Raw genomic sequence first — 24,091 nt, forward strand, 5'->3', positions numbered from 1 at the left:
CCGGTGCCCATCATGACGCGCGACACCATCGCGGCGGTCGCGACGGCAGCCGGTTCCGCAGGAGTCGCGATCGTTCGGGTCAGCGGTACGGATGCCCATGCGGTGGCCGGCGCCATCTTCCGTCGTCGCGGTGGGCCGGGTGTTCCACAGACGCGGCGGATCTACGTAGGCAAGCTCGTCGACCCGAGAACCGGCGAGGTACTGGACGAGGTCCTGGCCTTCGGGATGCGGGCACCGTCGAGCTTCACAGGCGAAGACGTGGTGGAGTTCCATTGTCACGGCGGCGCGCTCGTCACCCAGCGGGTCCTGGAGTCGGTGTGCGCTTCGGGAGCCCGCCCCGCCGAGCCCGGAGAGTTCACGAAGCGCGCGTTCCTGAACGGGCGCATCGACCTCGCGCAAGCAGAGGCGGTCGCGGATCTGATCGCCGCTCGGAGTGAGGCGGGCCGGCGTCTCGCGTTGTCGCAGCTCGAAGGAAATCTTTCGAGCAGCGTGGCGAGGCTTCGCGGAGCGCTCGTGGGCGCATGTGCGCTTTGTGAGGCCGCGCTGGATTTTTCCGAGGAGGATCTCCCGGAGGTCGAGGGTACCGACGTAGGCGACGCGCTGAAGCGGGTGCGGCGCGAATTGGAAGGGATGGCGGCGACGTTCGAACGAGGACGTTTGAAATACGACGGTGCACGTGTGGCGCTGGTGGGTCGCCCCAATGTCGGCAAATCGAGCCTCATGAACGCGCTCGTGGGTCGCGATCGTGCGATCGTGACGCCCATTCCGGGGACCACGCGCGACGTTCTGGAGGCAGGGATCGTCGTCGGTGGAGCACCGGTGGTGCTTCTGGATACGGCGGGCCTTCGGAGTACCACGGACTTGGTCGAAGCGCTGGGTGTCGAGCGGACCCGAGGGGCGGTCGAGGAGGCCAGGTGCGTATTGGTGATCTTTGACGGAAGCACGACCCTGGATGCGGACGACGCACACGTCGTGGACGCCGTTCGGCCCGGTCGAACCGTTGCGGTGGTGAACAAGACGGATCTACCGCCGCAGGTGTCGGATGCGGAGGTGCGTTCGCTTGTCGGGGATGCGCCGATCGTCCGCGTGAGCGCAGTGACCCAGGAAGGCATCGAGGCGCTCATGGCGGCCATGAAGAGTACGGTCTTCGGACTCGGCCAGCACCCGGACGAAGAGGAAGTCGTCCTGTTCCGTGCCCGACATCACGATGCCGTTCGCGAGTCCCTGTCGCATCTGAGCCGCGCCGAGCGAGCGATCGAGGAAGGCTCACCGCTCGAGCTAGTCGCCAGCGACCTTGGCCTGGCGGCTGCGGCGCTTTCGTCCATCACGGGTGAGATCACAACGGAGGACGTCCTCGACCGGGTATTTGCCGATTTCTGTCTCGGAAAATAAGTTTGGCGTCGAACAATGGATTCGTACGACGTCATCGTGATCGGCGCCGGACATGCCGGCATCGAAGCGGCTTTGGCAGCCGCACGAACCAAGGCTCGCGTCCTACTCCTTACACAGAATATCGACCACGTAGGACAAATGTCTTGCAATCCTGCAATAGGCGGGATCGGTAAGGGACATTTGGTGAAGGAGATCGATGCCCTTGGTGGTGAGATGGCGCGGGCGATCGACGAAACCGGAATCCAGTTTCGGACGCTCAATACGAAGAAGGGTCCATCGGTAAGGGCCACTCGAGCGCAAGCGGACAAGGCACTGTATCGCGCGCGGATGAAGCGAATCGTCGAGGCCGCACGGGGCGTGACGCTGCGCCAGGCAAGCATCGAGCGTTTGCGTGTGGACCGACGACGCGTCGTCGGGGTCGAGACGGGGTTCGGTGAGGTGTTCGCGGGGAAAGCCGTCATCCTGACGACCGGCACCTTTCTCCAGGGACTGATCCATGTCGGGAGGCGGAGCTTCGCTGGAGGTCGCGCCGGCGAGGCGGCGATCCTGGGTTTGAGCCGGAGTCTCGAGGAGCTTGGATTCGTCGTCGGGAGATTGAAGACCGGCACCTGCCCGAGACTGGACCGTCGAACCATCGATTTCTCCCGGTTGGCTGAGCAACCCGGGGATCCTGATCCGACGCCGTTCTCGTCGTTTGCGTCGGTGATCCGGCAACCACAGGTCGCTTGCTTCATCGCCCACACGACCTCGGACACTCACGAGATCGTGAGACGGGGCCTGCCGGAGTCGGCGATGTTCTCAGGACGGATCAACTCGCGGGGTCCGCGTTACTGCCCGTCGATCGAGGACAAGGTAGTCCGGTTCGCCGAGAAGGATCGCCACCAGATTTTCTTGGAGCCGGAGGGGTTGGACACGGTAGAGATCTATCCGAACGGTCTTTCGACAAGTCTCCCTCTCGACATCCAGGTCTCCATGGTTCGCTCGATCGCGGGGCTCGAACGTGCAGAGATCATGCGCCCCGGATACGCGATCGAGTACGACTACGTCGATCCGCTCCAACTCCACCCTTCCCTGGAGACCAAAGCGGTTTCTGGTCTCTTCCATGCCGGACAGATCAACGGCACGACCGGCTACGAGGAAGCCGCGGCGCAGGGACTCTTGGCTGGGTTGAATGCTTCTCGGTTGGTGCGGGGCGAGACACCAATCATCCTCGGGCGAGACCAGGCATACATCGGAGTCATGGTCGATGACCTCGTTACGAGGGGGGTGGGCGGCGAACCGTACAGGATGTTCACCTCCCGGGCCGAACACAGGTTGATCCTTCGCGAAGGGAACGCCGACCAGCGGCTCGCCCGGATCGCTTTCGAGTCCGGACTGATCGGTCGTGAACGATACGATTTCGTGATGGCGAAGGAGGATAGGATCAGAGACGAGATCCGCCTCCTCGAGTCGATCGGACTTGCTAGCGACCTCCGTCGCCCATCGACGGCCTTCCAGGACCTGATCGGGCGACGTCCCGAAGGTTTTCCTCTGCCGGAGAAAGGAGTACAGAGCGAGGTCGAATGTCGCATCAAGTACGAGGGGTACATTCGTCGGCAGGAGCGCGAAATAGCTCGCCTTCGATGTCTCGATGGCCTCGACCTTCCCGGCCACTTGAACTACTCCGACGTCCCTTCCCTCTCGAAGGAGATTCGCGAGAAGCTCTCGGCCGTGCGACCGAAGACCCTGGGACAAGCATCGAGAATTCCAGGCGTAACGCCAGCGGCCATCGCCATTCTCTCCGTCTTCCTGAAGTCCCGCCAGCGTCGTGAGGCCGACGACCCTGCGGTTGTCGGAGAATGACCGCGAGCATCTGGTAATCGCCGCCGCAGCCCTCGGTGTCGAAGTGACGCCCGAGGCAGTTCGAGAGCTCACCAGGTTCGCCGACATCCTCGACCTGTGGAGTCGTAGAACGAATCTCCTGTCCTGTGGTTCTTCGCGCGAGCTCGTGGACCGTCATCTACTGGACTCTTTGGCGATAAGTCCCCTGCTTCCACTCCGCGGCACCGTGGTCGACCTCGGATCGGGAGCAGGATTTCCAGGTCTACCTCTGGCGATCGTGCGGCCGCACCAACCGTTCGTGCTCGTGGAGTCCAAACAGCGCAAGGCGAGCTTTCTCTCCGAGGTTCGGAGGACCCTCGGACTCCATAATGTCGAAGTGATAGCCGGCCGGGCCGAGACGCCGCCCTCGGGATACGTGCATCAAGCGGCGGTGGTGATTTCGCGCGCGGTCTGGTCCGACGAGGGGCTGGTGGCAGTTGCGGCGGCGTGGGTGAATGAAGACGGGATGCTGCTTCGGATGAAAGCGCAGGATTCCGAAGTCATCGAGGGGCGCTCGTTCACCCTCGAGAGAACTGTACGGTACGGGATCGAGGGCGACCGGGATCGAGCCGTGGATGTGCTGCGCTTTCAGGCGTAGCGACGATTCATAGTTTCACGTGAAACTTCGATCGGAATTTTGTTCCACGTGAAACGTCGCCCACGTCTTGCCTCAGGCGGGCGAGGTCGAGCGTCCTTTTCGTATGCTTCGCTTTGTGGTACGCGATGCGACACGGCCGTTCATGGCGCGGAGGTGCTCGTGGGACGGGTTCTAGCGGTCGCCAACCAGAAAGGCGGCGTTGGTAAAACAACTACTTCGGTCAATCTCAGTGCTGGTTTGGCTATCTCGGGCCATTTGACGTTGATGATCGATCTCGATCCGCAAGCGAGCGCCACCAGCGGCCTCGGAATTCATCCCCAAGAGGTTGGCGCATCTGTCTATCACGCGTTGATCGGAGAGCGTGCGGTCGAGGACATCGTACGTTCTACTCAGGTCGAGAACCTATGGGTGATGCCGGCAAGTCGAGACCTGATCGGGGCGGAGATCGAGTTGGTACCCCTCCCGCGCCGTGAATTCAGGCTTCAGCAGGCCATCGCTACGCTGAAGCACCGCTTCGAGTTCATCATCATCGATTGCCCGCCTTCCTTGGGGCTCCTCACGGTCAACGCGCTCAGCGCCGCGGACGCGGTCTTGATCCCCCTCCAGTGCGAGTACTACGCGTTGGAAGGCCTGAGCGCCCTGCTCGACACGATCGGATTCATTCGCCAGAGCCTCAATCCATCTCTTGAGATTGAGGGTCTTTTACTAACGATGTTTGATACGAGAAACAGCCTCGCTCACCAGGTCGTGAACGAGGTCCGACAGCACTTCCCGGAGCAGGTCTTCAAGGCTGTGATTCCTAGAAATGTTCGCCTGAGCGAGTCCCCGAGTTATGGCGTGCCGGCGATGGTCTATGACGCTGGCTCACGAGGTGCCAAGGCATACGCCGCCTTGACGCAAGAGTTGGTTCAAAACGCTGTTGGGAGATAGGCGATGCGCAAGGCCCTGGGACGCGGACTCGACGCTTTGATTCCGGGAGCCGGGAAGGCATCTCAGGCTCCGGAGCCCGTCCAGGAGGCGACGCCGGGCGACCTGATGGTGGCCCTCGACCGGATCCGCCCGAATCCTCGCCAACCTCGGATCGAGTTCGGAGAGGGCCCGCTTGCCGAGCTGGCGGCGTCCATCCGCGTACAAGGGGTCATCCAACCCCTCCTGGTGCGGCGCCTCGCCGATGGCGATTTCGAGCTCGTCGCAGGGGAACGGAGGTTGCGAGCCGCGGAGCGCGCGGGCCTGACCCACGTTCCGGTCTACGTCCGCGATCTCTCTGACGGCGAGAGCCTGGAGCTGGCACTCGTCGAAAACCTGCAACGCGATGATCTCTCTCCGCTGGAAGAGGCGGCCGCCTATCAGCGACTCATCAATGAGTTCGGCCTCACCCAGGAGAAGGTGGCGGAGCGGGTCGGCAAGAGCAGGCCGGCGGTTGCGAATTCCCTGCGTCTCTTGCGACTTCCCGAGGCGATCAAGAACGACATCGCACGCGGTCGGCTCACTGCCGGACATGCGCGCGTTCTTCTTTCCATCGACAATCCGGATGCTCAGCTTCGCGCGGCCAAGCAGATCCAGGCGCGTCAGATGTCGGTTCGGGACGCGGAGCAGCTCGCTTCGACGCGCAAATCCGCCCAGCCGGTGACTCCAAGGGATCCGCATCGCGCGGCCCTCGAGCGCGACCTCTCGGCTGCGCTCGGGACTCGAGTTCGCATTGCTCCGAAGGGTCCGGGCGGCCGAATCGAAATCGAGTACTACTCGCCCGAAGAGCTTCAGGGCCTCGTGGATCGCATAGGCGGACGCGGCTCCGGATTTTGACAACTCCCGATAGCCGATGGTAAGACGACGCGGTTTTGGGTCGGCCAATCAGCGAGCAGTCCGTCGAAAGGAAGCCCTCTATGGCGCTCTTCGGCAAAGAGAATCGCGACCGGAACGATCGCTTCGAGTCGCAGGAGATTCGCACGGCAATCGACGAGCCCCCCCGCATCGAGCGCGAAGGCCTGGACAAGGAAGCGGTCCCGGCGTCGGTCGCCGGTGAGGTGAATGCCTACCTCGGCAAGGGCAGCCGGGTCACGGGTAAGCTCAACTTTGAAGGAACCGTTCGCGTCGACGGCCAAGTCGAGGGCGAGATCGCCGCACAAGACACCCTGATCGTGGGAGAGCCCGCGATCGTGAACGCTCAGATCACCGGCAGCTGTGTCATCATCAAGGGTCGTGTGACGGGTGACATCACTGCCCGTAAGCGTGTCGAGATTCGCGCCCCCGGGAAGCTCTTCGGAAACGTCACGACGCCGAGCCTCATCATCCAGGAAGGTGTGATCTTCGAGGGGCACTGTTCGATGGGCGGTGCGGAGGCCTCGAAGGCGACCGGCAAGGTCACGCCGTTCCCGAAAGACGACAAGATATCCGACGGCGGCGGCCTCTTGAAGGTCCACTCCGAGGGCACAAAATAGCCTTCGCTTTCGTCGGGTTCGACGAAGCTCCACAGCCAACGCCGCCCTAGGACTCTTCCCAGGCTTTCTTAGGAAGAACCTGCGGTGCCATTCCCAACGACGATCGAGATTCCGTGATCAAGCTTCCGCCAGACATAACATTCGTCATCCAGCTCGTCGGGTTCGTGGTGTTTTGGCAGCTGATGCGCGTGCTGCTGTTCTCCCCGATGCAGGCGGCGCTGAAGAAGCGTGCCGAGAGCACGGGTGGAGCGCGGTTACGTGCCGAGGCTATGATCGCGGAAGCCGCCCAGATCGATGCAGCGGTGCAATCCGGGTTGGCCGACGCGCGTCAGCGGGGAGCTCGTCAGGCCGAAGACATACGCCGTGCATCGGAGGCCGAGGAGCACGGGATACTCGAACGATACCGCGGCGAAGCCACGAGCGTGTTGGAACGCGAGCGGGCTGCCACCGATGCGCAGGTTCGGGAAGCTAGGGCTCCCCTCGAAGCGGAAGCCTCGAAGCTCGCCGGCAGCGTCGTGCTTCGAGTGCTGGGACGGGCGGCGTGAAGGCGCCGCGCCTTTTCTCCAAGGTCGCAGCGGTCCTTGTCGTCGTGGCATCGTTGCAGGCGGCACCGCTGGCCGTCGCCGCTGCCGCGGATCCGCATCACGAAGCGACCGCCGAGCACGGGCACGATGCCGAGCACCACGCTCCGGGCCTGGATCAGCTCTTGTTCCCGGCGATCAACTTCGCCGTCTATTTCTTCATCGTCGTACGGTTCGTGATCCCGGCGATGCGCGAGTTCCTGCGGCGTCGCCATTCCGACCTCGTCGAATCGCAGGCCGAATCCGCCGCCGCTCTGACACGCGCAGAGGCCGAGCTCGCCGCCAGCAAGGCACGTCTCGCGGGTCTCCAGGATGAGGCCGAAGGCATTCGGCATGATTTGGTCACGATCGCGAACCGCCAATCCGAACGGTTGAAGGCGCAAGCGGAAGAGACCGGTGCCCGGCGCCTGGCGGACGCTACACTCTTGGCCGAGCAAGAGAGGCGGCGCGCCATGGTGAAGCTCCGAAGTGATCTCGCGCAAGCGGCCACTCGGATTGCGGAAGATCGCGTGCGAAACGCCCTCACGCCGGACGATCAGCGGTCCTTCGTCCAGGCGTTCCTCCGGGAGGCGGGCACGCGATGAGGCCCGATGCCATTGCCCGCCGCTATGCACGGGCGCTCTTTTCGATCGCCAAGGCCCAAGGGTCTCTGGATTCCGTCGGCTCAGCCCTCGGCACCATGACGGATGCTCTCGTCGAGCCGAACGTCATGCGAGTGCTCACGGGGCCGGTTCATCGTGACCGCAAGCGGGCGCTCCTCGCGAAGATCGTCGAGACGGTTGATGCCCCGCAGGCTCTTCGTGATTTTCTGTCGCTGCTCGCAGACCATGAGCGCCTCCGTCACGTCGAAGCGATCCGCACGGTCTTCGATGCGTTGCTGGATCGGGAGCGCGGTATCACCCGAGCGGTCATCTGCAGCGCCACGCCGCTCTCCGCCGACATCCTCGAGGAGATCACGCGAACGTTCGGAACGATCACTGGTCGGACCGTCAAGGCACGGGTCGAGGTCGTGCAGGATCTCATCGCGGGTGTGATCGTCGAGGTGGAAGGCAAGGTTTACGACGGCAGTCTGCGGACGGAGCTCGGCAAACTGCGGCAGCAGATGGCCACCGGAAGTTGAAGCACTGAGAAAGGAACAGTGATGGAGATTCGCGCCGCCGAGATCAGCGACGTCATCAAGCAGCAAATCGCCGAGTACAGCCGTGAGCTCGAGGTGCGAGAAACCGGCGTCGTCCTTTCTTGTGGCGATGGCATCGCCCGCATCTACGGCCTCGACAAGGCCGCGGCCGGGGAGCTCCTTCAGTTCCCACACGATATCTTCGGCATGGTCCTCAATCTCGAAGAGGACAACGTCGGCTCGGTGCTGTTCGGTGAGGCGCGCGCGATCGGCGAAGGCGACGAGGTGCGGCGTACGGGTCGCATCGCCGAGGTTCCGGTAGGTCAAGCTCTGCGGGGACGTGTCGTGAACGCCCTCGGGCTGCCCATCGACGGGAAGGGACCCATCGCGAGCACGGAGAATCGCCGCATCGAGCTGAAAGCGCCCGGCATCGTCGCGCGGCAGCCGGTCAAGGAGCCGTTGCAGACGGGCATCAAGGCGATCGACACGATGATCCCGATCGGCCGCGGTCAGCGCGAGCTCATTATCGGAGATCGCCAGACCGGCAAGACCGCCGTCGCTCTCGACACGATCGTCAATCAACGCGGCGGGGACGTGACCTGCATCTACGTCGCAATCGGCCAGAAGCGCTCCACGGTCGCCCAGGTCGTCGAAAAGCTCGCGCGGGCAGGCGCGATGGAGTACACGACCGTCGTTGCGGCAACCGCTTCCGAGTCGGCACCGCTCCAGTTCATAGCGCCCTACACGGGGTGCGCGATGGGTGAGTACTTCCGCGACAACGGCCAGCACGCGCTCATCATTTACGATGATCTTTCGAAGCATGCGGTCGCGTATCGGCAGCTCTCACTGCTGCTGCGTCGCCCCCCTGGGCGTGAAGCATTCCCCGGCGACGTTTTCTATCTGCATTCGCGTCTCCTGGAGCGTGCCGCGAAGATGAGCGCCGATCGCGGCGGCGGCTCCCTCACCGCACTGCCGATCATCGAGACACAGGCGGGCGACGTCTCGGCCTACATTCCCACGAACGTCATCTCGATTACCGACGGGCAGATCTACCTCGAAAGCGACCTTTTCTACTCGGGCGTCCGACCCGCGGTGAACGTCGGTCTGTCGGTGTCTCGCGTCGGTGGTGCCGCACAGATCAAGGCGATGAAACAGGTCGCCGGCACGCTGCGTCTCGACCTCGCCCAGTTCCGCGAGATGGCGGCGTTCGCGCAGTTCGGCTCGGACCTCGATGCCTCCACGCAGAAGATGCTCGCGCGCGGAGTGCGGCTGGTCGAGATCCTCAAACAGCCGCAGTTGCAGCCGCAGGCCGTCGAGAAGCAGGTGCTGATCGTCTATGCTGCCACGAACGGCTTCATCGATGCGCTGCCTCCGGAAGTGATGCACCGCTACGAGGCGGAGCTCTTCGATTACGTGGAGAGCAAACACCCACAGGCCCTCGTCGCGCTTCGCGAGAAGCGGGAGCTTTCGAACGAGGTGAAGGCGCAGCTCAACGCCGTCCTCGAAGAGTTCAAGGGACGGTTCGCCGCCTGATGGCGAGTCTCAAGGCCATCCGCAAGCGGATCGTTTCGGTTCGCAACACGCAGCAGATCACCAAGGCCATGAAGATGGTCGCGGCGGCCAAGCTGCGCCGCGCGCAGGAAGCCGTGGTGCAGTCACGGACATATGGCGAGAAGCTCGGCGAGGTCGTCGCCGGGCTCGCTTCGGAAAGCTCGTTGCGCGAGCACGTCCTCGTTCGCGATCGCAGCCCGGAAGCCCGGGTGATGCTCATCGTGTTGACCTCCGATCGCGGCCTCTGCGGCGGCTTCAATACCAACCTGATCCGGCAAGCGGAGCGCTTCCTCGCAACGCCCGACCGAACCACCGTTCTCGGCACGATCGGTCGCAAGGCATTCGATTTCTACAAGCGCCGCTCGGTCGAGATCGTGGAGCACGCAACCGCCGGCAGCGGCAGTCCGATCGATCTGGCGCGCAGCATCGTCGCGCGAGCGGTCGCCCGGTTCACCGCCGGGGAGGTCGACGCGGTTCACGTGCTCTTCAGTCGTTTCCGTTCCGCCATTTCGCAGGTTCCGACGGTGGAGCGTCTCCTTCCAATCGAAGCGCCGTCGGCCACCGACAGCCCGCGTGAATACCTCTTCGAACCCGACCGCGACGCGGTCATCGAGAGTCTCCTGCCGCGCTACGTCGAGGTGAAGGTGTTCCAGGCGGTTCTGGAGTCGATCGCCAGCGAGCACGGCGCGCGAATGACGGCGATGGAAAGTGCCAGCAAGAACGCCAGCGACATGATCGAGCGCCTCACGCTCGAGATGAATCGAGCCCGGCAAGCCACGATCACCAAGGAGCTCATGGAGATCGTCGGCGGCGCCGAGGCACTCAAGGGTTGACGCGTCGCTGCGCGCGACGGCTCATCAGGAGGATCTTCGTGGCAACGAATGGTACGGGCAACGTCGGGAAAATCACCCAGGTCATCGGAGCCGTAATCGACGTCGAGTTCGACACGGGACAGCTGCCCCCGATTCTGAACGCTCTCACCGTCACGAACCCTGCGATCGACGAGCGTGAGGACAATCTGGTGCTCGAAGTCGCGCAGCACCTCGGTGAACGTACCGTCCGCTGCATCGGCATGGATACGACCGACGGCCTGGTGCGCGGCATGTCGGTGCGCGACACGGGCGACAGCATTCGCATGCCCGTGGGTGCCGAAACGCTCGGCCGCATCCTGAACGTCATCGGGGAGCCTGTCGACGGCATGGGTCCGGTGAACGCCAAATCGACGCTGCCGATCCACCGCGAGCCGCCCGAGTTCGTCGAGCAGGCGACGGAGGTTCAGGCGCTCGAAACCGGCATCAAGGTCGTGGACCTCCTCTGTCCCTACGCCCGCGGCGGTAAAATTGGGCTCTTCGGCGGCGCCGGCGTCGGCAAGACGGTCATCATCCAGGAGCTGATCAACAACGTCGCCAAGCAACACGGCGGCTACTCGGTGTTCGGCGGCGTCGGCGAGCGCACACGAGAAGGAAACGACCTCTGGGCCGAGATGAAGGAATCCGGCGTTATCGCCAAGGCGACGCTCGTCTACGGCCAGATGAACGAACCGCCTGGCGCCCGTGCCCGGGTCGCTCTCTCGGCCCTCACAGCCGCGGAATACTTCCGCGATGCCGAGGGTAAAGACGTGCTGCTGTTCATCGACAACATCTTCCGTTTCACGCAAGCGAACTCGGAAGTGTCCGCGCTTCTCGGTCGCATGCCGTCAGCCGTCGGCTACCAACCGACGCTGGCGACCGATCTCGGTGAGCTCCAGGAGCGGATCACGTCGACGAAGAAGGGGTCGATCACGTCGGTTCAGGCGATCTATGTGCCCGCCGACGATCTTACCGATCCCGCGCCCGCGACGACCTTCGCGCACCTCGACGCCACGACCGTACTGTCGCGACAGATCGCGGAGCTCGGCATCTATCCGGCGGTCGATCCGCTCGATTCGACCTCGCGCATTCTCGACCCCACGATTCTCGGCGAGGACCACTACCATACCGCGCGAGCCGTGCAGGAGATCTTGCAGCGCTACAAGGATCTGCAGGACATCATCGCGATTCTCGGTATGGACGAGCTGTCCGAGGACGACAAGCTCACCGTCGCGCGTGCGCGAAAGGTGCAGCGGTTCCTCTCGCAGCCCTTCCACGTGGCCGAAGCGTTCACCGGGAAGTCTGGTGTCTACGTGAACATCAAGGACACCATCAAAGGCTTCCAAGAGATCGTCGACGGCAAGCACGACGACATCCCCGAGCAGGCCTTCTACATGCAGGGGACGATCGAAGACGTCATCGAGAACGCGAAACGACTCGCGGCTTAAGCACGCAGCTTCCGATGGCCGCCAACAGCTTTCGCATCCGCATTGTCACTCCGGAACGCCTCCTTCTCGACGAGGAGGTCGAGGAAGTGATCGCGCCCGGCGCCGCCGGCGAGTTCGGTGTCCTGCCGGACCACATTGCTTTCCTGACGGCTCTTGCTCCCGGTCGGCTCGCGTACAAGGTCGGTGGCCAACGCCATGTCATCGCGATTTTCGGGGGCTATGCCGAGGTCGCCGACAACGTCATGACGGTGCTGGCGGACGGCGCAGAGGCCGCACGGCAGATCGACCTCGAGGCGGCACGACGGGCGCACGACGAAGCCGAGGACGTTCTCAAGAACATCGATGTCGGCGCTCCCGAGTTCGCCGGCGCACGTCGTACCGTTGATCGCGAAGCGGCCCGCATCGCGGCCGCCTCGGAAAAGTCGTAAGCGAGATCCTCGCCCGCGCTGCCTCAGCCCGGGGGGTTGCTAGGCGCGGCTTCCGGGAATCGGAGCTTGCGTATCACCTGACCCGGCTTGCCGATCGGAGGCAGCTCGCGGCCATCGAGGGAGAGCGATATCCCGCCAGCGTTCCCAACCGTCAGAGAAAAATGCGTCGCGGTCCAGGTACGCGATTCTCCCGCACGCAGCAGGTACTGCTTGGCGGACTGATCGTCGGTTGCGAGCGCGAGCCATGCGTCTTCCTTGGCTGCGATCGTGAGCTCGTGCGCGCCGAGCGGTGTCGCGTCGACGAGTGGTGGTGCCGAAACGGTCGGTGCGGGTGGAGAGCCATCGATAGCAGGCGGCGCGGCGACCGCTGGCTCACCTGTGGGGAAAGACGTCGGCTCCGGAGTCGACGACGTTTCTGCGGTGATGGCGGTGCGGTTCGCGTCTCCCGTGCTGGCTTCCTCGAAGCTCGGGCGGGTGCGTGTCTGCCGTAGCAGCAAGGTCACTGCGAACCCGGCCGTCACGACTACGGAGATCGGTTTCCACAATCCCGCGTAGCGTGGCCGATAGGCGAGCCGCAACGGCGGACTCGTGTCAGCGGGGATCTGCTGAACCATCCCGAGGAACTCGGGAAGCAGCTCCTCGGCATCGATCGCCATGAAGCTCGCGTATTTCCGGAGGAACGGGACGAGGTAGAGCTCGTCGGACACGCCGACCCGGACGTTCGACTCGCCTTCCAGGAGACGAAGGTACTGAAGAGGGATCCCTGTGGCCGACGCGGCTTGCTCGACCGTCATCCCGCGCTTCTCTCGTGCGTTCCGGAGCGTGTCGGCGATCCGGTTGCGCTCGAGCATGCGGCTCCGACCATAGCGATGCGCCGCGACCGGCGCCAGCGTTTCCGTCGCGGCTCCGCGTGGTTACGCCCCTCGTTGACATAACGCAGCGAGCAATACTAAACGTTCAGTATGCCGCAACGGTCGGAAGCTTCTTCGGCGGAACCCGTCGGGGGACGCGTCAGAGCGGCGGGCCGTGGTCGCAAGGAGCTCATGGCCATCGCGATCGATTGCTTCGCCCGGTACGGCTACCAGGGTACGTCGATTGATCGCATCGCGAGCGCGGCCGGCGTTACGAAAGGGGCGCTCTACTACCATTTTCGCGACAAGGAAGAGCTCCTCTTCGAAGCGGTCCAGGATCGCATCGCAGAATTCGAGCAACGTGTCGTCGGCTCGGTGAATCCTTCGACCGATCCCGCGGGAGCATTGGCCGAGATCGCACGGGTCTGCGTGCACATCGCGACCAAGAACAACCTCCGGCGCTTCATTCTGACCCTGATGGTCGAAGCGCTCGACACCAATCCGCGATTGTCGGAGGCGTTCCGCGGGATCCTTCGTCGCTTCCGGAGTTACCTTGCCGGCATCGTCCGGGTCGGCCAGGAGCGAGACGTCTTCCGTCGCGACGTCGACGCATCCCTCGTAGCGGAGCTCTTCGCCGGCGGCGTGATCGGTGCCGAGCTGCAGCATTACCAGGACCCGGAAAGGGTCGATCTCACGCGAGCCATGCAGGGAGTCGTCGCGCAAGTCCTCGCGCTTCTCACCCCCACCGAAGCGCCGCCCAGGCGGGCCGCTGGCGGACGAGCCTCGCGGCGTAAATCATCGAAGGAGCGCTAGATGATCAACTTCGAGCTCGACCAAGAACAACAGCTGATCCGCGACACGGTCGTGAGCTTCGCACGTGACGAGATCCGCCCGCACGCGCGCGAGGCGGACGAGAAGGGTCTCATTCCCTCGGCGTTGATCCAGAAAGGATGGGAGCTCGGCCTCGTGCAGAGCATCATCCCCGAGGAGTTCGGAGGCTTCGGCAACGGTCATTCGGCGATCAGCGGCGCCGTGGTGGCCGAAGAGCTCGCCTATGGCGATCTCTCGATTGCCATGCACTTGTTGGCGCCGCGGCTGGTTACGGTCCCGGTATTGGAGTTCGGCTCTGACGCATTGAAGCGATCCGTCCTGCCGCGCTTCTGCGGGGACCGCTTCGAGCCGGCCTCGGCTGCCGTCATGGAGCCGCGCATGGACTTCGACGCCTTGACGCCCACCACGTCGCTGAAGCGCGACGGCGATGACTACACGCTGAACGGCGAGAAGTGCCTGGTACCGCTCGGGAACGAGGCACGGCAGTTCCTCGTGATCGCGGGTCTCTCGAACGGCACCGGCGCGTCGCACCCGCAAGCTGTCCTGATCGATCGCGAGACGCCCGGTCTCACGATCGGCGACCGCGAACGCAACATGGGCCTCAAGGCCCTGGCGACCACACGCCTTGTGTTCGACGGGTGCAAGGTTCCGCGCGAACAACTCCTCGGCGGCGGCGACGGCGCGATCGCGCGCTTGGCGAACCTCTGGCGGGTCGCGCAGTCGGCCATGGCCGTCGGCGTCGCGCGCGCGGCCTTTGACTACGCCCGCGACTATGCGAAGGATCGCCGCGCTTTCGGACAGGTCATCGCGCAGAAGCAGGCCATTGCGTTCATGCTGGCCGATATGGCGATGGAGGTCGACGCCATGCGCCTGCTCACGTGGGAGGCCGCGTGGAAACTCGATCGCAACGAGGACGCGACCCGCGAAGCGCATCTCGCCAAACGCTACGCCGCGGAGATGGCGCTCAAGATCACCGACAACGCGCTGCAGGTGCTCGGTGGGCATGGATACATCCGCGACCACCTCGTCGAGCTCTTTTTGCGCAACGCGCGCAGCTTCGCGATGCTCGAAGGCTTCGCCATCGCTTGAAAGGACGACGACCATGATCGACTACGAGCTCTCCCCGGACATCGTCGCGACGCGCGAGCAGCTTCACATGCTCGCGGAGCACGCCATGCGTCCCATCGCCCGCGACTACGACGAGCGCGAGCACGAGAAGCCGTGGGACTTCATCAACATGACGTGGCAACTCTCCAAGAACTCCGGCATCGGGCCGGGCCGAGAGAATCGTGACAAGACGGAGCCGCGGCCCGACGCCGAGCGGAATCTGCGCACGTGCGTCGCGGTCGAAGAACTCTCGTGGGGTGACGCGGGGTTGTACCTGGCGATGCCGGGGCCAGGACTGGGCGGTGCGGCCGTCATGGCCGCGGGCACGCCGGAGCAGAAGGAGCGGTTCCTCTCGCGATTCAAGGGCGAGAAGGCGGTGTGGTCCGCCATGGCGATCACCGAGCCCGGCGCCGGCTCCGACAGCGCGGCGATCCAGACCACGGCGGTCCGCGACGGCGACCACTGGGTGCTGAACGGCACCAAGATCTTTTGCACGAGTGGTCTCATGGCCGGCGACCCCAGCAAATCGAACGGCTTCATCGTGGTGTGGGCGACGGTAGATCGCTCCGCCGGACGCGCCGGGATCAAGTCCTTCATCGTGAACGCGGGCACGCCGGGCATGACCATAGCCAAGTGCGAAGACAAGATGGGCATTCGCGTCTCGGACACGGCGACGCTCATCTTCGAGGACTGCCGGATTCCTCTCGATCAGATTCTCGGCAGCCCCGAGGTTCCGAAGACGAGTGAGGGGTTCAAGGGTGTCATGGCCACGTTCGATGCCACGCGGCCCATCGTCGCCGCGAGCGCGATCGGTGTGGGACGCGCCGCGCTCGACTTCGTGCGCGAGGAGCTGAAGCGCCAGAACATTCCGATCCGCTACGGTACGGCGGTCCATAAGCTCACCGCCATCGAGCGCGACTTCATGGACATGGAGGCGAACCTCCAGGCGGCACGCCTGCTCACCTGGCGAGCGGCGTGGATGATGGATCGGGGTCAGAGAAACAATCTCGAGGCATCCATGGCGAAGGCCAAGGCCGGCCTGGTGGTCACACAGGTGACGCAGAAGGCCGTTGAGATCCTCGGGCCGCTCGGCTACTCGCGCGAGCTGCTCCTCGAGAAGTGGATGCGCGACGCGAAGATCAACGACATCTTCGAGGGCACGCAGCAGATCAACATGATGATCATCGCTCGCCGCATCCTCGGCTATTCGAGCAAGGAGCTTTCCTAGCGGCGCGATCCCGGCGTTTCCTTTCACGTAGAAGAGCCGTGTGGTACTTTTCGCGTCCACATGGATGTCTACCAGTTGATCGGCGACGTACCGGACTATCGAGAATTTCTGACGGTCCAGGAGCTCTCGGCGAGCTCACGTGACCTCGCGCGGCGCTACCCGAAGCTCGTCACGCTGCGGACGATCGGGACGTCGACCGAGGGGCGACCGATCGAGATGCTCACGATAGGCACCGGGCCCAAGCGGGCGCTGCTTCTCGGCACGCCGCACCCGAACGAGCCGATCGGGACGCTCACACTGGAGTTCCTCACCCGACGGCTCTGCGAAGACGACGATCTTCGGGACGAGCTCGGCTACACGTTCTACGTCATCAAGTGCTCCGATCCGGATGGCACGCTGCTCAACGAGGGGTGGTTCAAGGAGGCCTTCACGCCGCTCACCTACGCGCTGAACTTCTATCGGCCGCCCCGCCGCGAGCAGATCGAGTGGAGTTTCCCGGTCCACTACAAGAGCCTGCACTTCCAATCGCCGTGCCCGGAGACCAAGGCGGTCATGGAAGTGGTGGACCAGAGCCGGCCGACCTTCCTCTATTCGCTCCACAACGCCGGCTTCTGCGGGGTGTATTTCTACGTCTCTCGCCCGCTTCCCGGGTTGTTCCCGCGTCTGCGCCGCGTCGCCGCGTCCCAGGGCTTGCCGATCCACCAGGGCGAGCCGGAAGCACCCTACGTGAAGCGTTTCGATGAAGGGATCTTCGCGCTCTTCGGGGTGCGAGAGACGTACGACTACCTGGCCCGCAACCTGAGCGAGGATCCGGCTCCATTCATCGAAGGCGGTACGAGTTCCGACGACCACCTCAAGAGCGTGACGGCCGGGTATTCCCTCGTCAGCGAGCTGCCGTACTATTTCGACCCCGTCCTGCAGGATCGGACGCCTGCCGGCATCTCGCGGCGCGACGCCATGTTGCAGGGAGTTTTCCGGGTCGACTCGATCTATCACGACATCCGCGAGTACTTCGCGATCGTGTCGCGCGGCGCGCCGCGCGACCGCTTGTATCGGTCGGTCGACGAGTACACGAAGAAGACGCCGAAGCGGCTTGCCGCGTTGAAGCGTGAGGTGGAAGCGCCGCAGTACGCGAGGGAAGCCACCCGCGCCGAGGCTTTCGACTCCACGGTCTGTCGCGTGTTCCAGCACATGTTGTACCTGGGCGAGGTGTACCGGTTGGCCGTGGCGCGCGGGAACGAAGAAGTATCGCGCGTGGTGCGACGTCGGCTCGAAGAGGTCTGTGGGCAGATCACCAGTCAAAGCAACTTGCAGACACTGCCGCTCCAAAAGTTGGTGGCGGTGCAAGTGGGGGCCGGCCTCCATGCGCTCGCCGCGTGGCGCGAGGCGAGCCCGGGCGGATCGCCAGTGGGCTACTGATCGGAGCCTCCTCGTGGATCACGCGCACACGAACCGACTGATCCACGAAACGAGCCCGTACCTGTTGCAACACGCGCATAACCCCGTCGACTGGTATCCATGGGGTCCCGAGGCGCTCGAGCGCGCCCGCAGCGAGAACAAGCCGATCCTCCTCAGCATCGGCTACTCGGCGTGTCACTGGTGTCACGTGATGGAGCGCGAGTCCTTCGAGGACGAAGCCATCGCCGGCCTCATGAACGAGCACTTCGTGTGTATCAAGGTCGACCGCGAGGAGCGGCCGGATCTCGACCATATCTACATGAGCGCCGTGCAGATGCTGACGGGACACGGCGGCTGGCCGCTCACGGTGTTCCTGACGCCGACGGGCGCGCCGTTCTGGGGTGGCACGTACTTCCCCCCCGTCGACCGGCAGGGCATGACAGGCTTCCCGCGCGTGCTGGCCGGCATCTCGGAAGCGTACCGCACCAAGCCGGGTCAGATTCGCGATAGCATCGAGCAGATTCTCGCCGGCCTCAAGGAGAGCGAACAGGCGGCGACGGCGGGCGATATCCCCGCTGATCTCCTCATTGGCGCCGCGCGTGCGGTGTCCCGGCATTACGACGAGCGCCACGGTGGCATCGGGGACGCTCCGAAGTTTCCGAACACGATGGTCTTCTCGCTGTTCCTCCGCGCCTGGCACGCGACGCGTGAACCGCGGTTCCTCGAGATGGTGGTGACCACGCTGCGCGCCATGGACGCGGGCGGCATCCACGACCAGATCGGCGGCGGCTTCCATCGCTACTCCGTCGACTCGCAGTGGCTGGTGCCCCATTTCGAGAAGATGCTCTACGACAACGCGCTTCTCGTGCGCCTCTATCTCGAGGGATACCAAGCGACGGGGGACGAGAGCTTCGCGCAAGTGGCTCGCGAGACCCTCGATTACGTACTGCGCGAGATGACGCATCCGAACGGCGGCTTCTATGCGGCACAGGACGCCGACAGCGAGGGGGTCGAGGGCAAGTTCTTCGTCTGGACGCCTGAGGAGGTGGCGGCCGCCGTCGCCGCCGCCGACGTCGAGCTCGTCTGCCGTCTTTACGACGTCACACCGGGGGGAAATTTCGAGCACAAGAACATCCTGCACCGGACCCTCGACACCGAGCCGATGGCACGACTCTTCGGCAGGTCCGTCGAGGCGGTCGCCCACGCCGTCGCGAAGGCGCGCACCGCGCTGCGCACGGCGCGCTCACGGCGGGTGCCGCCGGCGCGCGATGAGAAGATCTTGACGAGCTGGAACGCGCTCATGATCGGGGCTTTCGCCGAGGCAGCGAAGGTTCTCGGCGATGTGAGGTATCGCGAGGCGGCCGAGCGAGCGGTGCGCTTCGTACACGAGCAGCTCTACCGTGACGGGCGATTGCTCCGTACCTGGACCGCCGGCGAGGCGAAGCTCGATGCCTATCTCGACGACTACGCGTTCCTGATGAACGCGCTGCTCGACGTGTTCGAGGACGTCGCCGACCCCGCGCTTCTGTACGAGGCGCGGGATCTCGGCGCCGCCGTCGTCGATCGTTTCGAGGATCGTGAAGGCGGCGGGTTCTTCTTCACCGCCAGCGACCACGAGACGCTGGTGCATCGACCGAAGCCCGCGTTCGACAGCTCGATTCCTTCCGGAAACTCAGCGGCCGTCCACGGTTTGTTGCGCCTCCATCACTACCTCGGCGAGGAGCGCTTCATGACGGCGGCAGAGCGGGCGCTCGCCGTATTTGGTGTCGGCATGAGCAAGAATCCGTTCGGTTTCGCGAACATGATTGCCGCCATGGATTTTCATCGGCGGAAGCCGCGTGAGATAGTGATCGTGGGCGGCCGCGATGATCGCGACGTGCGAGCGCTCGCGGCGCGCGTGCACTCGACCTACGTACCGAACAAGACGATCGCGATTGCCGATCCCGACCAGCGAGTGGTGATGCCGCTCGCCGAGGGCAAGACGCAGATCGCGGGACGCGCGACCGCCTACGTGTGCCACCGTTACACGTGCTCGGCGCCCGCCACGACCTGGGAAGAGCTCGAGCCGCTGTTGGAGCCGGCCCGGGGCTGATCGCCGGCCGATTCAGCGACCGTGGAACACGGCGCGGCGCTTCTCGAAGACCGCACGGAGGCCTTCTTGCAGGTCCTCGCTCTTCCGAGCGGCGGCCGCCTGGGCCGCGAGTTCCGCCGAAGGCTGTGCGTTCCGGAACGCATTGGCTTCGGCGATGGCCGCCTTCATGGTTCGCAGCGAGAGAGGGGCATTCGCGGCGATGTCCGCCGCGAGCGCGCGCGCTGCGGCCTCGAGCTCGGCGTCCGGAACGACGCGGGTGACGAGACCGGCCGCGCAGGCTTCGTCGGCGCCGAGCAGCTCTCCGGTGAACAGCATCTCCTTCGTCTTCGCCGTTCCGATCGTGTCGAGGAGCTTCTGCGTCAACGGGAAGGGCACGACGAGCCCGATCTTCGCGAGCGGCATGCCCATGCGTGCTCCCGCACCCGCCACGCGCAGATCACAGTGGAGCGCGAGCTCGAGCCCTCCGGCGATTGCATCACCCTGCATCATCGCCATGGTCGGTATCGGACAGCGTTCGAGCTCGTGCAGGACGCCTTCGATCTCCGGATACTCGACGCTGCCGTCGGCGCGTCGCGCGAGGCCCATCTCCTTCAGATCGAGGCCGGCGCAGAAGGCCGTGCCAGCGCTCCGGACGACGAGCACCCGAACATCGGAGGATGTCGCCACATCGCGAACGGCCGTACGGAACGCCTCGAGCATCGGCACCGTGAGAGCATTCCGCTTCTCGGGGCGATTCAGCGTGATGAGCGCGATGGCGCCATCGCGCTCGGAAAGCAGCTCGGGGCAGGTCATGCAAAAACTCTCAAAAGGCGTCTTTGAGCTCGCGTGTCTTCGCGAAGACCGCGACGGCGTCCGTCGAAAGGTCGGGGAAGCGCTGCAACAACGTCCGGCGGAGCTCAGCGCTTTCCCAGCGAAGGAACGGATTCGTTCGCTTCTCCTCACCGACCGTCGAAGGCACTGTCGGCGCGCCGTCCCTTCGGAGCGCTTCGACGCGCGCGAGCTTGGCACGGATGTCGGCGTTGGTCGGCTCGAGCTCGTGCGCGAAGCGCAGGTTCTTTTCCGTATACTCGTGTCCGAACCAAACCTGCGTCGCGTCGGGCAGGATCGCGAGCTTGCCGAGGGAGTGCATCATCTGGGAGGGCGATCCTTCGAAGAGCCGTCCACAGCCTGCGGCGAAGAGCGTGTCACCCGAGAACACGCTCGGACCGGCGCTCGGAAAGAAGTACGCGAGGTGGCCGCTCGTATGAGCCGGGATCAGAATGGCGCGGCCGCGGCAGCCGATCACCTCGAATTCTTCGCCGTCGTCGAGACCCTCCGTGATCGCCGGCACGCGCGCGGCATCGGCGCGTGACCCGATGACGCGGATTCCGGGGAGCGCGCGGGCGACATCTTCGTTGCCGCCGACGTGGTCGAAGTGGTGGTGGGTCGAGAGGACCGCTTCGAGGCGAAGCCCGCGCCGCTCCACCTCCGCGAGCACCGGTCCCGCTTCCGAGCAATCGACGATCGCGGCGCGCCTGACGTCGGGATCGATCAGCAGGTAGCCGTAATTGTCCGAGAGCAGCGGAAGCGGAACGATCTCCACGCGGTCAGTGGCCTTCCGTGCTTCCCACGAGGAGGGTGGCGGAGACCGGCTGCGTCGGCGCGAGCTCGAGATGGCTCACCCGTACCGCCAGGTTCGCGATCTCGTCGCGCACCGCCGCGTACCGTTCTCCGAGATCGCCGAGCCGCAGATCGACCTGCCGTAGCGTCTGATGGATGCTGCCGAGCAGGTCCGCGAGACGCGTGAGTTCGTCGTGGTCACCGTTCCGCGCCGACATGAGGGCCGTGAGGCGTGCGTCCGTCGCGCGTCCGTCCGCTGCCGCACCCTCCACCTGGTTGTGGACGTATTGGGCGACGCGCGCCGCCTCGCCGGCCGCATGATCGATATCGACGAGCCGGCGTTCCGTCTCTTGCTGGAGGTTCACCTGAACCCCTTGCTCCTTCACGAGGTCGCCCATGCGCATCTCGAGGCGCACCAAGCGGTCGTGCAGCTTTCCGATGTCGAGACTTCTCGCGACCTGCTCCTTGGAGAGTGCATCGAGGTGCTCGTGAACGCGGCCGAGGTCGTGCTGCAGCTCCTCGCTCGCGGTGAGTCGCATGGTCATCTCGCGCAGGCGTTCGATGGCGTCCGCACGGGCCTCCATGAGCGTCATGCGGACCGCGTCGAGCGCGGCACCGAGCTCGGTGTCCCGCTCCGCGAGTTCGGTGTGGCGCCGCGCGAGATCCGCCTCGCGCGCCGCGAGCGCATCGTGGCGCTCCGCGAGCTCCGCATGGCGACCCGCGAGCGGCGCGAGGCGCGCTTCGAGGTCCTGCAGGCGCTCGTGGACGTCGGCGAGATCGCTACCCGAGGCGAGATTCGCTCGCGAGAGAAGGGGTCCGAGACCTCGCACGGCCTGGCGCTCGAGATCGCCGAGAAGCCGCTCGACGCGGGCTTCGAGATCTCGTCCGGTTTTCTGGGCCCGACGACCGACCTGTCCGCCGAGCGCTTGCAGCTGTCCGAGCAGGGCTTCGAGGTTCGGCTCGGCATCACGCTGCCAGGTTCTCCGCAGCTCCGGAAACCATTGCAGCAGACGCTCGCCGCGTGCCCGCAACCGATGGAGCGTCGTCTCCGCCTCGCTACTCTCCGCCGCCGTTCGTGCCTTGGACCGACTCGGCCGTTGCGATGCCTCGCGCACGTTCATTCCCCTCCCCGAGCTACGACGCTCCGGTCGATCATGCGTATGGTTGGGAGCGGAGCGCAAGTCCGAGCGGCTCATTCGATTCCGTACGTCACCCGCAGGCGAACCTCGGTCGTGACGTCTCCCGGCTCGATCGGCGTGGCTACGGACTCCGCCGCCATCGCCATTGCCGCCCGCTTGTACGAGATGGGGCCGGCCCCACCCTCGGTCGTGGCCTCGAGGACGCGGGCCACCCGCACCTGGAGCGCCTCCGCGATCGCCGCGGCCTGACCGCTGGCGTCGGCCCCGGCGGTTTTCAGCGCGCGGTTGCGCGCCGGCCCGGGATCGCGGAGCCCGAACGACACCTCGCCGATGCGTGCCGCTCCGGAGCTCGCCGCTGTGTCGATGAGGGCACCGACAGCGTCGACGCGACGGGTCTCGACCGTCACTTCGTTGGAGGCGGTGTAGCCGACGATCTCGGGACGATGCGGGCGATCAGGCGGCATACGACCGGCCTCCTGACGGTAGACCGGGCGCAGGTCGTATCCGCTCGTCTGCACCTTTCCGTCCTCGCCGAGCTGTTTGTGCAGCGCCTCGACGAGTTGCGTAGCGCTCCTGGCTGCCGCCTGGCTCGCGGCCTGCGCGGTCGGCGCGGTCTGCTCGACCGCGAATCTCAACCGGGCGACGTCCGGGGCGCCGATCTCACGCCCTACCCCGACGACCGTGATGTTGCGCGGCGACTCCTCCGCGCCGACGACCGACGCGGCAATGCCCGTCGCGAGCACGACCGTGAGCCACGACCAACCCGACCGCATAGCTTGCCCTCCCACCGTAACGCCGGGGACCGACGCCCCGAGAGGCGGAGATACTACTCGGCGCAGCGCATCGGCGCCAGGCTTCCGGGCCCGGCCCGGGCCGACACGATCATGAAGGCGGAGAACCCGCGCGCCGAGGCCGGTCATCTCCCGGCGCGCGCCGCTGAGCACGTTGTCGGGCGCTGCTTCAGGAGTCGGTGTAAGCGGATAGTTCAGGGTTTGAAATCCACGGCGACGATATACAGCTCCGATGAACCTTTGCGGGTGGACTCGAGACCGAGCTGGCGGACGCCGCGGAAGAGTTTCTTGAGCTCAGCGTGCGCGGCCTCTCCCTCGCGGCCGCCGAGGGTCTTCATGATGAGGGTCCCGCCGGGCCGGAGCACGCGGGCGATGATCCGGCGCGTCGCGATGGCGAGGATCTCCGACTGCGCCGCGTCGCGCGGCGCGATGCCGGTGAGCTTCGGGGCGAGGTCCGAGAGCACGACGTCCGCGCGCTTTCCGAGCGCGACGGCGACGCGCCCCGCGCAGTCGGGGTCGGTGACGTCGTCGCGGAGCACCGTGATCTGCGGAGCTGGCAAGGGGTCGATCGCTGCGACGTCGACGCCGACGACGCGTCCGGTGGGACCCACGAGGTCCGCCAGGACCTGCAGCCAGCCGCCCGGCCACGCCCCGAGGTCGAGCGCCACGTCGCCGCGTCGAACGGCGCGTGTGCGCTTCTGCAGCTCGAGGAGCTTGTAGGCCGCGCGCGAGCGGTACCCCTCGCGCTTGGCCCGTTGGTGCAGCGCGTCCTTTCGCTCGTACACGATGGCTCT

Annotated in this window: 24 protein-coding genes; 18 read left to right on the forward strand and 6 right to left on the reverse strand. The window is 65.1% G+C overall.

Going from position 1 to position 24,091, the window contains the following annotated elements:
• Positions 1-12: 12 nt before the first annotated feature.
• The 13 genes from mnmE (at position 13) to IT293_01575 (ending at position 12,261) form a co-directional block, all read left to right on the forward strand.
• On the forward strand, positions 13-1,392 hold the full coding sequence (gene mnmE, locus IT293_01515; GenBank protein ID MCC6763316.1) for a tRNA uridine-5-carboxymethylaminomethyl(34) synthesis GTPase MnmE: 1,380 nt from the start codon (positions 13-15) through the stop codon (positions 1,390-1,392).
• 15 nt (positions 1,393-1,407) lie between these two features.
• Entirely contained in the window at positions 1,408-3,234 is a 1,827-nt protein-coding gene (gene mnmG, locus IT293_01520; protein ID MCC6763317.1) for a tRNA uridine-5-carboxymethylaminomethyl(34) synthesis enzyme MnmG, read from the forward strand.
• Positions 3,221-3,850, forward strand: coding sequence for a 16S rRNA (guanine(527)-N(7))-methyltransferase RsmG (rsmG, locus tag IT293_01525; protein MCC6763318.1), 630 nt, complete (start codon positions 3,221-3,223; stop codon positions 3,848-3,850). The genes mnmG and rsmG overlap by 14 nt, the downstream gene beginning before the upstream one ends.
• A gap of 159 nt (positions 3,851-4,009) precedes the next feature.
• Positions 4,010-4,780 carry a ParA family protein gene (locus tag IT293_01530; GenBank protein ID MCC6763319.1) on the forward strand — a complete coding sequence of 257 codons (771 nt, stop codon included), beginning with the start codon at positions 4,010-4,012 and terminating at the stop codon, positions 4,778-4,780.
• A gap of 3 nt (positions 4,781-4,783) precedes the next feature.
• The gene (locus IT293_01535; GenBank protein MCC6763320.1) at positions 4,784-5,653 is read left to right on the forward strand and encodes a ParB/RepB/Spo0J family partition protein; all 870 of its coding nucleotides are present in this window, start codon (positions 4,784-4,786) and stop codon (positions 5,651-5,653) included.
• 80 nt (positions 5,654-5,733) lie between these two features.
• Positions 5,734-6,288, forward strand: a complete 555-nt coding sequence (locus IT293_01540) for a polymer-forming cytoskeletal protein (protein ID MCC6763321.1) — start codon at positions 5,734-5,736, stop codon at positions 6,286-6,288.
• A gap of 113 nt (positions 6,289-6,401) precedes the next feature.
• Positions 6,402-6,833: an ATP synthase F0 subunit B gene (locus IT293_01545; protein MCC6763322.1), complete on the forward strand. Its 432-nt coding sequence runs from the start codon at positions 6,402-6,404 to the stop codon at positions 6,831-6,833.
• A complete protein-coding gene (locus IT293_01550) occupies positions 6,830-7,453 on the forward strand; it encodes an ATP synthase F0 subunit B (protein ID MCC6763323.1) in 624 nt (207 codons plus the stop codon). Before IT293_01545 ends, IT293_01550 begins: the two co-directional genes overlap by 4 nt.
• Complete coding sequence (gene atpH / locus IT293_01555) at positions 7,450-7,989, forward strand: ATP synthase F1 subunit delta (protein MCC6763324.1); 540 nt, start codon at positions 7,450-7,452, stop codon at positions 7,987-7,989. Before IT293_01550 ends, atpH begins: the two co-directional genes overlap by 4 nt.
• 21 nt (positions 7,990-8,010) lie before the next feature.
• Positions 8,011-9,519 (forward strand): F0F1 ATP synthase subunit alpha, encoded by a 1,509-nt coding sequence (locus IT293_01560; GenBank protein MCC6763325.1) that lies wholly within the window; start codon positions 8,011-8,013, stop codon positions 9,517-9,519.
• Positions 9,519-10,370, forward strand: coding sequence for an ATP synthase F1 subunit gamma (gene atpG, locus IT293_01565; GenBank protein ID MCC6763326.1), 852 nt, complete (start codon positions 9,519-9,521; stop codon positions 10,368-10,370). The genes IT293_01560 and atpG overlap by 1 nt, the downstream gene beginning before the upstream one ends.
• A 38-nt stretch (positions 10,371-10,408) precedes the next feature.
• Positions 10,409-11,833: a F0F1 ATP synthase subunit beta gene (gene atpD, locus IT293_01570; protein MCC6763327.1), complete on the forward strand. Its 1,425-nt coding sequence runs from the start codon at positions 10,409-10,411 to the stop codon at positions 11,831-11,833.
• 14 nt (positions 11,834-11,847) lie between these two features.
• Entirely contained in the window at positions 11,848-12,261 is a 414-nt protein-coding gene (locus IT293_01575; protein MCC6763328.1) for a F0F1 ATP synthase subunit epsilon, read from the forward strand.
• 23 nt (positions 12,262-12,284) lie between these two features.
• Here IT293_01575 and IT293_01580 read toward each other — a convergent pair whose 3' ends face one another.
• Positions 12,285-13,055 carry a DUF4115 domain-containing protein gene (locus IT293_01580; GenBank protein ID MCC6763329.1) on the reverse strand — a complete coding sequence of 257 codons (771 nt, stop codon included), beginning with the start codon at positions 13,053-13,055 and terminating at the stop codon, positions 12,285-12,287.
• 249 nt (positions 13,056-13,304) lie between these two features.
• Here IT293_01580 and IT293_01585 point away from each other — a divergent pair, with 249 nt between their 5' ends.
• From IT293_01585 to IT293_01605, 5 genes are read left to right on the forward strand one after another with little or no spacing between them, the layout of a single operon-like run.
• The gene (locus IT293_01585; GenBank protein MCC6763330.1) at positions 13,305-13,925 is read left to right on the forward strand and encodes a TetR/AcrR family transcriptional regulator; all 621 of its coding nucleotides are present in this window, start codon (positions 13,305-13,307) and stop codon (positions 13,923-13,925) included.
• Positions 13,926-15,032 carry an acyl-CoA dehydrogenase family protein gene (locus IT293_01590; GenBank protein MCC6763331.1) on the forward strand — a complete coding sequence of 369 codons (1,107 nt, stop codon included), beginning with the start codon at positions 13,926-13,928 and terminating at the stop codon, positions 15,030-15,032.
• A 13-nt stretch (positions 15,033-15,045) separates the two neighbouring features.
• A complete protein-coding gene (locus tag IT293_01595; GenBank protein MCC6763332.1) occupies positions 15,046-16,278 on the forward strand; it encodes an acyl-CoA dehydrogenase family protein in 1,233 nt (410 codons plus the stop codon).
• A 60-nt stretch (positions 16,279-16,338) separates the two neighbouring features.
• Complete coding sequence (locus IT293_01600; protein ID MCC6763333.1) at positions 16,339-17,697, forward strand: peptidase M14; 1,359 nt, start codon at positions 16,339-16,341, stop codon at positions 17,695-17,697.
• Positions 17,642-19,768, forward strand: coding sequence for a thioredoxin domain-containing protein (locus IT293_01605; protein MCC6763334.1), 2,127 nt, complete (start codon positions 17,642-17,644; stop codon positions 19,766-19,768). Before IT293_01600 ends, IT293_01605 begins: the two co-directional genes overlap by 56 nt.
• Positions 19,769-19,780: 12 nt before the next feature.
• Here the strand turns inward: IT293_01605 and IT293_01610 are convergent, their stop codons facing one another.
• The 5 genes from IT293_01610 to IT293_01630 form a co-directional block, all read right to left on the reverse strand.
• Complete coding sequence (locus IT293_01610) at positions 19,781-20,560, reverse strand: enoyl-CoA hydratase/isomerase family protein (protein ID MCC6763335.1); 780 nt, start codon at positions 20,558-20,560, stop codon at positions 19,781-19,783.
• A gap of 10 nt (positions 20,561-20,570) precedes the next feature.
• Entirely contained in the window at positions 20,571-21,350 is a 780-nt protein-coding gene (gene gloB / locus IT293_01615) for a hydroxyacylglutathione hydrolase (protein MCC6763336.1), read from the reverse strand.
• A 4-nt stretch (positions 21,351-21,354) separates the two neighbouring features.
• Complete coding sequence (locus IT293_01620) at positions 21,355-22,482, reverse strand: hypothetical protein (protein MCC6763337.1); 1,128 nt, start codon at positions 22,480-22,482, stop codon at positions 21,355-21,357.
• Between the two features lie 77 nt (positions 22,483-22,559).
• Positions 22,560-23,279, reverse strand: a complete 720-nt coding sequence (locus tag IT293_01625) for an SIMPL domain-containing protein (protein MCC6763338.1) — start codon at positions 23,277-23,279, stop codon at positions 22,560-22,562.
• Between the two features lie 212 nt (positions 23,280-23,491).
• Positions 23,492-24,082: an RlmE family RNA methyltransferase gene (locus tag IT293_01630; protein MCC6763339.1), complete on the reverse strand. Its 591-nt coding sequence runs from the start codon at positions 24,080-24,082 to the stop codon at positions 23,492-23,494.
• Positions 24,083-24,091 lie beyond the last annotated feature (9 nt).

It is taken from the genome of Deltaproteobacteria bacterium, from assembly GCA_020848745.1.
GTDB lineage: Bacteria > Desulfobacterota > Binatia > UTPRO1 > UTPRO1 > UTPRO1.

Bases quoted from the DNA above. Each gene is read 5' to 3' on its own strand.
- atpH (MCC6763324.1), top strand. From the start codon at position 7,450: ATGAGGCCCGATGCCATTGCCCGCCGCTATGCACGGGCGCTCTTTTCG.
- IT293_01600 (MCC6763333.1), top strand. From the start codon at position 16,339: ATGGATGTCTACCAGTTGATCGGCGACGTACCGGACTATCGAGAATTT.
- IT293_01610 (MCC6763335.1), bottom strand. From the start codon at position 20,560: ATGACCTGCCCCGAGCTGCTTTCCGAGCGCGATGGCGCCATCGCGCTC.
- IT293_01580 (MCC6763329.1), bottom strand. From the start codon at position 13,055: ATGACGGTCGAGCAAGCCGCGTCGGCCACAGGGATCCCTCTTCAGTAC.
- IT293_01535 (MCC6763320.1), top strand. From the start codon at position 4,784: ATGCGCAAGGCCCTGGGACGCGGACTCGACGCTTTGATTCCGGGAGCC.
- IT293_01540 (MCC6763321.1), top strand. From the start codon at position 5,734: ATGGCGCTCTTCGGCAAAGAGAATCGCGACCGGAACGATCGCTTCGAG.
- IT293_01605 (MCC6763334.1), top strand. From the start codon at position 17,642: ATGCGCTCGCCGCGTGGCGCGAGGCGAGCCCGGGCGGATCGCCAGTGG.
- IT293_01575 (MCC6763328.1), top strand. From the start codon at position 11,848: ATGGCCGCCAACAGCTTTCGCATCCGCATTGTCACTCCGGAACGCCTC.
- IT293_01560 (MCC6763325.1), top strand. From the start codon at position 8,011: ATGGAGATTCGCGCCGCCGAGATCAGCGACGTCATCAAGCAGCAAATC.
- IT293_01585 (MCC6763330.1), top strand. From the start codon at position 13,305: ATGGCCATCGCGATCGATTGCTTCGCCCGGTACGGCTACCAGGGTACG.
- atpG (MCC6763326.1), top strand. From the start codon at position 9,519: ATGGCGAGTCTCAAGGCCATCCGCAAGCGGATCGTTTCGGTTCGCAAC.
- IT293_01590 (MCC6763331.1), top strand. From the start codon at position 13,926: ATGATCAACTTCGAGCTCGACCAAGAACAACAGCTGATCCGCGACACG.
- IT293_01625 (MCC6763338.1), bottom strand. From the start codon at position 23,279: ATGCGGTCGGGTTGGTCGTGGCTCACGGTCGTGCTCGCGACGGGCATT.
- IT293_01595 (MCC6763332.1), top strand. From the start codon at position 15,046: ATGATCGACTACGAGCTCTCCCCGGACATCGTCGCGACGCGCGAGCAG.
- mnmG (MCC6763317.1), top strand. From the start codon at position 1,408: ATGGATTCGTACGACGTCATCGTGATCGGCGCCGGACATGCCGGCATC.
- mnmE (MCC6763316.1), top strand. From the start codon at position 13: ATGACGCGCGACACCATCGCGGCGGTCGCGACGGCAGCCGGTTCCGCA.